The sequence below is a fragment of the Streptomyces fuscichromogenes genome, from assembly GCF_014645815.1.
Lineage (GTDB): Bacteria > Actinomycetota > Actinomycetes > Streptomycetales > Streptomycetaceae > Streptomyces > Streptomyces fuscichromogenes.
The window spans coordinates 1-2,383 of record NZ_BMML01000093.1 but is presented as its reverse complement, the minus strand read 5'-3'; the positions used below and the strand labels follow the sequence as shown (position 1 = coordinate 2,383).

Sequence of the window (2,383 nt, the reverse complement as noted above, 5' to 3'; positions counted from 1 at the left end):
CGGAGGAGGCCGTCGGGTTCGGGCCTGGTGATGTGTGGAGCTGGTTCCATTCGGTCGGCTTCGACGTCTCTGCGTGGGAGTTGTGGGGTGGGCTGCTGCACGGGGGGCGTGTGGTGGTGGTGCCTTTGGAGGTGGCGCGTTCTCCGCGGGAGCTGTGGGATCTGGTGGAGCGTGAGGGGGTGACGGTGTTGAGTCAGACGCCGTCGGCGTTCTACCAGTTGGCGGGTGTGGAGGGGGAGCGGGCACGGGGCGCCAGTGTGCGGGTGGTGGTCTTCGGTGGTGAGGCGCTGGCCCCGGGGCGGCTGGTGCCGTGGTGGGAGCGCCGTGGCGGGGGTGGTCCGCGGCTGGTGAACATGTACGGCATCACGGAGACGACGGTGCACGTCACGTTCGAGGAACTGGTCCCGGACGGTGTGCAGGGTGACGCGAGCGTGATCGGGCGGGGACTTGCCGGGCTGCGGCTGTTCGTTCTGGACTCGGCGCTTCAGCCGGTGCCGCCGGGTGTGGCCGGTGAGCTGTATGTGTCCGGGGGACAGGTGGCGCGGGGGTATGCGGGCCGGCCGGGCCTGACCGCGGAACGGTTCGTCGCCGATCCGTTCAGCGGTCCGGGTGAGCGGATGTACCGATCGGGCGATGTGGTGCGCTGGACGGCCGGGGGACTGCTGGAGTTCGTGGGCCGGGCTGATGACCAGGTGAAGATCCGCGGGTTCCGCATCGAACCCGGTGAGATCGAGGCTTGTGTGAACGCGCATCCGGGGGTGGCGCAGGCAGCCGTCGTGGTGCGGGATCACGGGGAGGGCGATCAGCGTCTGGTGTCGTATGTCGTTCCCTCCGACGAGTACGCGCCCGCGGTCCGAAATCTCGCGCGGATGGAGCGGACGGAGCCGGCGGTATTGGAGGACACTCATGAACTGCCCAACGGCATGGTGGTCTTCCACCACAACCGGAGTGAGACAGAATTCGTTTATGAAGAGATATTCGCCGGGGAGGGATACCTGAAGAACGGCATCACGCTTGGTGATGACGCCTGTGTGGTGGATGTCGGGGCGAACATAGGTATGTTCAGTCTTTTCGCCGGGCTGACATATCCTGGCGCGCGTGTCTATGCCTTCGAGCCGATTCCGCCGGTGTTTGCGTCTTTGCAGCGGAATGTTGCTCTCTACGGTCTGCATGCTCGGGTCTTCGATTACGGTCTGGGTGCTGTGGCGGGAGAGGAGACGTTCACTTTCTACCGGCACAACACGGTGATCTCCAGCAGTCGCACGACTGACGAGCAGGCTCATGACATGGTGCGGGCCTATCTTCACAATCAGCAGCGGGGTGCGGACGGTGACGGGTCTGTCTTCGATTCGGGAGTGATGGATGAACTGCTGGACGCCCGTCTCGACAGTGAGCAGTTCACCTGCCGGCTGCGGACCTTGTCGGAAGTCATCCGGGAAGAGGGCATCGAGCGTATCGATCTGCTGAAGATCGACGTGGAGAACGCCGAGTACGACGTTTTGCGGGGCATCGACCAGTCGGACTGGGCTCGTATCCGGCAGATCGTTCTCGAAGTGCACGATGCGGACGGCCGGCTGGAGACCGTCCGGGCCCTGCTCCAGGACCTCGGTTACAAGGTGACCAGCGAACAGGACAACCGGCTTCTTCAGAACACGTCCCTGTACAACGTCTACGCCATTCGACCCGACACCAACGCCGGATCCGGACTGATGACGAGTACGTCGTCGGCCCGTGGCACGGCGTCGGAGCCACGCTGGTTCGGGCGGAAGACGCTGGTCGAGGACATTCACACGACCCTGCGCGGGAACCTGCCGGCCTACATGGTGCCCTCGGCGGTGGTGGTTTTGGACAGGTTGCCGTTGACGGTCAACGGCAAGCTCGACCGCGGGGCGTTGCCCGAACCGGAGAACGTCTTTGGCGGGGCTGCGGGTGGGGGGCGTGGTCCGGTGACGGTGCGGGAGGAGGTCCTGTGCCAGGTCTTCGCCGAGGTGCTGGGGCTCGATCACGTCGGTGTCGATGACGACTTCTTCGATCTGGGTGGTCATTCGCTGCTGGCGGTGACGTTGGTGGAGCGGTTGCGGGCGCGGGGTGTGTCGGTGGATGTGCGGACGCTGTTCCTGAAGCCGACGGTGCAGGCGCTGGCGGCGGTGGCGGGCCGGGAGGACGTGGTGGTGCCGCCCACGGTGATCCCTGCCGGGAGTGTGTCGCTGAGTGCGCAGATGGTTCCGCTGGCGGGCCTGGAACAGCACGGCCTGGACCGGGTGGTGGAGCAGGTGCCCGGCGGTGTGGCCAATGTCGCGGACGTGTACCGGCTGGCACCGTTGCAGGAGGGCCTGTTCTTCCATGCGCGGCTGGACGGGGGAGCCGAGCGGGATCCGTATGT

General features: G+C 65.8%; 1 protein-coding gene. It reads left to right on the top strand.

What is annotated here, in order from left to right; genetic code table 11:
• The coding region (locus IEZ11_RS51840) for an FkbM family methyltransferase (protein ID WP_229714007.1) at window positions 1-2,383 on the top strand (2,383 nt) is incomplete at both ends.